The sequence below is a fragment of the Clostridium polyendosporum genome, assembly GCF_018332455.1.
Classification (GTDB): Bacteria; Bacillota; Clostridia; order Clostridiales; family Clostridiaceae; genus Clostridium_AY; species Clostridium_AY polyendosporum.
On the sequence record NZ_BOPZ01000037.1, the window covers coordinates 23,910 to 30,667 of the forward strand.

Consider the following 6,758-nt stretch of genomic DNA (forward strand, 5'->3'; position numbering starts at 1 on the left):
ATTTAGTAAATAGTTTAATTAAGGAGAGAGTAATGGCTGAATGGACTAGAGAACAACGATATAGAAGAATAGAAGATGTAGAACAAAATGAAGTAATAGAATTAAAGAAGAAAGTTGATTGTTGTCCGTACAGACAACAATTTCATATTCAACCTAATACAGGATTATTAAATGATCCAAATGGTTTTTCTTATTATAATGGAGAGTATCATTTATTTTATCAATGGTTTCCGTTAGGACCTGTTCATGGATTAAAATACTGGTATCATGTTTCTTCAAAGGATTTAGTTAATTGGAAGGATTGTGGAATTGGAATAACTCCAGATAAATATTTTGAAAGTCATGGAGCATTCTCAGGAACGGGGATAGTTGAAAATGAAAAGTTATATTTATTTTATACAGGAAATACAAGGAATAAAGACTGGGTTAGACATCCTTATCAATGTTTAGCCGTTATGAATAAAGACGGTGTTATTACTAAAAATGATGAACCGGTTATAGAATGTATTCCAGAAGGGTATACGGATCATTTTAGAGATCCAAAGGTACTTAAGTATAATCATAAATATTATTGTTTAATAGGAGCACAAACCGATGAACTTTTAGGAACAGTAGTATACTATCAGTCAGAAGATTTATTAAATTGGACTTTTAAAGGAGAGGTTAAAACAAACTTTAAGGGTAATGGATTTATGTGGGAATGTCCTGATTATTTTGAACTTGATAATAAAGGCATATTTATAATATCTCCACAGGGAATTGAACCAGATGGTGATAATTATTTAAATATATTTCAATCAGGTTATTTAATTGGAGAACTGATAGATTTTGAAAATGGAATCTTTAATCATGGAGTATTTAGGGAATTAGATAGAGGATTTGACTTTTATGCTCCTCAAACAACGGAAGATGATAATGGAAGACGTGTACTGATAGGGTGGATGGGATTACCAGAGATTGATTATCCTTCAGATGAAAGTGAATGGGCTCACTGTCTTACTATTCCTAGAGAAATTAAAATACAGGATAATAAAATAGTACAAGCTCCAGTTCAAGAATTACAGCAATTGAGATGTAATGAACGTTCAGTATTATATAAATTGAATAATGAAGATAGAATTGTTGATGATTTCAATGGAAAAGTGTATGAGATGATTTGCACATTCAAAGAGTTTAATGGAGATTACATAGGTGTTAAACTTAGAAAAGGGGAAAATGAGGAGACTGTAGTTTACTATGATATAAAAGATAAGAAACTTGTTATAGATCGCAGTAAATCAGGCAAGATGTTTGCAGAAGAGTATGGGATGCAGCGTAAATGTATTATAGACTCTAAAGAAATAAAATTACAAGTTTTTGTTGATATTTCTTCAATTGAAGTATTTGTGAATGATGGAGAAGAGGTATTTACAGGTCGTATATTTACAGATAAAAATAGCACTGGAATCAGTTTCTTTGCTAATGGTGATGCTGTGGTAGAAGCAAAACTTTGGGATATACAAAAATAAATATAGGAGATGATGATATGAGCAAGGTAATATCCATAGGAGAAGCTTTAATAGATTTTATTCCTAAGCAAAAAGGAAAGACTCTGAAGGATGTAGAAGGATTTTTAAGAGTACCAGGAGGGGCACCGCTTAATGTAGTTGCAGCAGTATGCAAGTTAGGTGGAAGAGGCATGATGTTAACGAAGCTTGGAGCAGATGCTTTTGGAGATAAGATTTTAGAAGATGCTAATATGTTAGGGGTAGATACTTCAAGGGTGATAAGAACTAAAGAAGCAAATACTGCCTTGGCTTTTGTTTCACTAGGAGAAGATGGGGAAAGAGATTTTTCATTTTATAGAAATCCTAGTGCAGATATGCTTTTAAATGCTGATGAAATTAATGAAGAAGATTTTCAAGAGGGCGATATATTACATTTTTGCTCTGTAAGTTTAATAGATGCTCCTATTAAGGATGCTCATAGAAAGGCTATAGAATATGCTAAAGCTAATAAGTGTATAATAAGCTTTGATCCAAACATAAGGTTACCTCTTTGGGAGAGTAAAGAAAGTTGCAGAGAGGCTGTATTAGAGTTTTTACCATATGCTAATATAGTAAAAATAAGTGATGAGGAATTGGAGTTTATTACAGGTATTAAAAATGAGAAAGAAGCTTTGAAGTCATTATTTGTAGGAGATGTTAAAGTTGTTGTATATACTACAGGCAATAAGGGAGCTCAACTTATAACAGTTGATCTCTGTGTTGAATCAGAAGCTTTTGACGTGAAAGTAGAAGATACAACCGGAGCAGGAGATTCTTTTATTGGTTCTCTACTATATCAACTTTCATTCAATGATATAAAATTAGAAGAATTAATTGAGTTAGATAAAGAAAAAATAAAAGACTTATTAAAGTTTTCTAATGGAGTTGCTGCTTTAACTGTTTCAAAGAAAGGGGCAATGGCTGCATTGCCAGCAAGAGAAGAAGTTGAAGATTTTATTAAAAAATCCGAATACAAAATTGTTTAGTTATACTACTGGAAAAGCTATAGCTAAAGAAAAAAATATTGTCATTATAAAATAAGTTATACAAAAGAGATAGCTAATATTAGTCTATCTCTTGAATCGTTTCTTTAAATTTAAGCGTGGGATTTTTGGTTCGTCTATAATTAGAGTTTTTAACCTGAAATATTCATACTACTATTTTTTACTAGGAGGCATAATCTTATGAATTATAATAGACGCATAAAACAACATGCTATTTTCTTTATATTCTTTATTATTTTTTTTGCTTTTTTTCAAAGACCTGCTTATGCTCAAGATGAAGTACAAAAAAGTGTACTTATTTTAAATTCATACAGTAATAAAAGTACTATTATATCCGGATATGAATCAAGACAATGGATTAATGAAATAATATCTTCAATTAATTCAGAGTTTATAGATAGCAAAAAAGATATTAGTTTAGAGATTGAGAATATGGATTATAGCAGTAACTTTGGAGAAGAGTATTCGAAGCAACTTTATGAATTATATAAATATAAATATAGAAATAAAAAAATTGACGTTATAATTACCTTAGATGACGGAGCATTTAATTTTTTACTAAAGTATGGAGATAAGTTATTTCCAAATACTCCTGTTATATTTAGTGGTATAAATAATTTCAATAAGTCTATGATTTCCAACCATCCACTTTTTACAGGGTTAGTAAAGAGCCCAGATATTAAAAATACTTTAGATGTTGCTTTAGAGCTTCAGCCTAATGCTAAACAAATATTTGTTATTACAGACAAAATACCAGGAGGAATAGAAGATTATATAAAAGGGCTAATGCCTCTATATAAAGACAAAGTTACCTTCATATTTTCTGATGAACAAAATATTACAAAGGTAAAAGAAAAAATGAATAAATTACCGCCAGGTACTATAGCCTATTTTGATGCAAATCTTAAGGATGATAATGGTGAGGATATATCAATTACCCACGTTACTGATACTCTTTTTAAAGATAATAAAATACCTGTTTTTTCTAGGTGTTATATAGAACTTAACAAGCAGAGTATTGGAGGAGTAATTACAGACGGCTGTGATTTAGGGAAAGAAATAGGTAAATTAGCTTTAAGAATATTAAATGGTGAGAAACCCTCAGACATTCCTGTTACTGAAGATTCGGCTCATAACTATGTATTTAATTATGATAAGTTAAAACAATTTAATATTGATTTCAAAGCCTTACCTAAAGGGGCTAAGATAGTTAATGAGCCTTCTAAATTTTATAATATATCTAAAACACAAGTTTTATATTTAATAACTGCTATTATACTTATCATTATATTATCAATAACTCTTGTAATTGTTAATATATATAGACGTAGATTTGCTGAAAGATTATTATTTGATAGTGAGAGTTTGCTATATACAGTAATGGATTCCACTCCCAATATAATTTACATGAGAAATCCAGAGGGCAAATTCCTTAAGGCAAATAATACAGTTTTAAAATTACTGAACATTAGCAAAAAAAATTTTGAAAATAAAAACATTGATGAATTAGTTAACTTATCAACTCATGAAAATTATGTGCTAGCAAATTGGATGAATAAAGATGAAGAAGCATGGAAGGCAGGCACTATGTATAGAAGTGAAGAAGTCGTACCAGATAAAAAAGAGGGCATTAATAAGGTTTATGATACATTAAGAATACCTCTATTTAATAATAACGGGACTCGTAGAGGATTAATTTTATTTGGACTTGATATGACTGACCATAAGAACAATGAAGAAAATGCAAAGCTTATTCGGGAAATGATGCATTATGATAGGCTAAAAACTAACTTCTTCTCTAATATTTCTCATGAACTTAGAACACCATTAAATTTAATTTTTAGTGCTCTCCAAATCATAGAATTGAAAACTAGTGCATTTAATGAAGAGCAAGAAAGCGTAGAAAAGTATATAGGTATAATGAGACAAAACTGCTATAGGCTGCTTAGAATTATAGGCAATCTTATTGATATAACAAAGATTGATGCAGGACACTTTTTTACTCAGCTTTCGAATAAGGATATAATAAGTGTAGTAGAAAATATTGTATTATCAGTTGCTGATTATGTTGAAAGTAAGGATATTTCTATTACCTTTGATACGGAAATAGAGGAAAAAATCATGGCTTTCGATCCAGATTCAATGGAAAGAATTATACTTAATCTATTATCAAATGCTATAAAATTTACCCCTAGTGGTGGAAGCATAGAAGTCAATATATACGATAAGGTCAATAGTATAGTCCTATCTGTTAAAGATACTGGAGTAGGGATACCTGCTGAAAAGCAATCCTCTATATTTGAAAAATTTGTTCAAGTAGACAAGTCGCTATCTAGAAATAGGGAAGGAAGTGGCATTGGTCTTTCATTGGTTAAAGAACTAGTGATTTTACACAATGGTACTATTGAATTAGAAAGTGCCCCTGGTGAAGGAAGTGAGTTTAGAGTGAAACTTCCCATAAAATTATTATCTAAAGATGAAAGCAATCCTAAACTCGATATTTATATAAATGAAAGTAAAAGCAAAATCGAAAAAATCAAGATAGAATTTTCAGATATATATGATTAGTAAAATTCCTATATGTATGAGAGAAGCCCATTGATATGATTCAGTCATAGCCAATGGGTTTCTTTATCTTTATTAATAAGTATTTTCATCTATATCTGAATAAAAGTGTCTACAATGGTGTAAATAGTTATAATTCAAAGGCGGTAATTCAATACCATGGAAAAATAATTATTTACATTAATATTAATTAATGATATGTTTTATTCATAAATAATTGTACTATAAAACTATCAAGAGGGTTTTTAATACTTTTCGCATATGCACATTTATTATATAATTGGGTTATTATAAGTCCATAATTAAATTTAAAATTTTAAAATATATATTGAATGCTGAGATTATTTTTTAAAACCTAAATAGAATTTGACTCACGCATTCTTAGCACTTTTAAGGGGGGAATATATTGGCAACTATAAAGGATGTGGCAAAAAAGTCTGGAGTAGGATTAGGGACTGTTTCTAGAGTTTTAAATGGAACTGGCTCAGTAAAACCTGAAACAAGAGAAAAAGTATTACAGGTTATGAGAGAATTAAATTATACCCCGAATGAAGTTGCAAGAAACTTTAAAAAGCAATCAACAAAATTTATTGGGCTCTTAATACCGACTGTTTGGCATCCTTTTTTTTCAGAACTTGCATTTTATATAGAAGATCAATCTTATAAGAATGACTATAAATTAATGCTATGCAATTCAGAAGGAAAAAAGGAAAAAGAAATTCAGTATTTAGAAATGTTAAAACAAAATCAAGTAGCTGGTATTATAATTTTATCTTATCATAATATCGATAAATATATTGATCCTAAAATGAGGGTAGTAACAATAGATCGTTATTTTAGTAAGAAAGTACCTTATGTAGCATCAGATAATTATACTGAAGGAAAGATTGCCACTGAGACATTGATTAATAATGGATGTAAGTATCTAGGGTATCTAGGAGGCGGTTCGACTGTAGAAACTGCTGTATTTAAGCGTAAAGAGGCTTTTATTGATACAGCTGAGAAGAATAAGGTTAAATATTGCGTTTTGGAAGATTTGGTTAAGTTTGGATGTGAAAGAGAGTTAGCAAAAAAGTTTTTAGATAAATATCCAGAGGTTGATGGTGTATTTACGAGTACAGATATGTTTGCAGGAGCTTTTATTAGTGAGGCTAGAGCAAGAGGGAAGCGCATTCCAGAAGATATTCAGGTAATTGGATACGACGGTATTCAAACTAATGATTATTTTCATCCTATTCTTTCAACTATACGTCAGCCTGTTGAGGAAATAGCTAGATCTAGCGTTGAAATATTAATCAATCAAATAAATGGTGTGGAAGTACCAGAAGAATTGGTATTACCAGTATCATTTAGAAAAGGAGAAACAACAATTTGATAAAAAAATATATTTACATTATATCAAGTATATGGTAAACTAAATTTGTAAAACGTTTTCTTGATTAGAAGTTTGGAAACATTTCCACATGATTGGAATGGTTTCCGTTTTAATTAAACCAAAATGGAAACATTTCCATTAAACTGAAACGTTTTATATTTTTATTAAATAAAAGTGGAAACATTTCCAAAAAAGATGAGGGGGAAGAATTAATGAGAAAAAAACTTTTAACAGCTGTCATAACAGGCATGCTAACACTAACAATGTTTTCAGGTTGTGGTAAGGGAG

Annotated in this window: 4 protein-coding genes; all 4 read left to right on the forward strand. The window is 30.0% G+C overall.

Annotated features, from left to right (window positions below; genetic code table 11):
* The first annotated feature begins 32 nt into the window (after window positions 1–32).
* The 4 genes from CPJCM30710_RS15705 (at window position 33) to CPJCM30710_RS15720 (ending at window position 6,470) form a co-directional block, all read left to right on the forward strand.
* A complete protein-coding gene (locus tag CPJCM30710_RS15705) occupies window positions 33–1,508 on the forward strand; it encodes a glycoside hydrolase family 32 protein (RefSeq protein WP_212905107.1) in 1,476 nt (491 codons plus the stop codon).
* Between the two features lie 17 nt (window positions 1,509–1,525).
* The gene (locus CPJCM30710_RS15710) at window positions 1,526–2,512 is read left to right on the forward strand and encodes a carbohydrate kinase family protein (RefSeq protein WP_212905108.1); all 987 of its coding nucleotides are present in this window, start codon (window positions 1,526–1,528) and stop codon (window positions 2,510–2,512) included.
* Window positions 2,513–2,710: 198 nt separating this feature from the next.
* Window positions 2,711–5,098, forward strand: a complete 2,388-nt coding sequence (locus CPJCM30710_RS15715) for a sensor histidine kinase (RefSeq protein ID WP_212905109.1) — start codon at window positions 2,711–2,713, stop codon at window positions 5,096–5,098.
* Window positions 5,099–5,501: 403 nt separating this feature from the next.
* Window positions 5,502–6,470 carry a LacI family DNA-binding transcriptional regulator gene (locus tag CPJCM30710_RS15720; protein WP_212905110.1) on the forward strand — a complete coding sequence of 323 codons (969 nt, stop codon included), beginning with the start codon at window positions 5,502–5,504 and terminating at the stop codon, window positions 6,468–6,470.
* The last annotated feature ends 288 nt before the right edge of the window (window positions 6,471–6,758 follow it).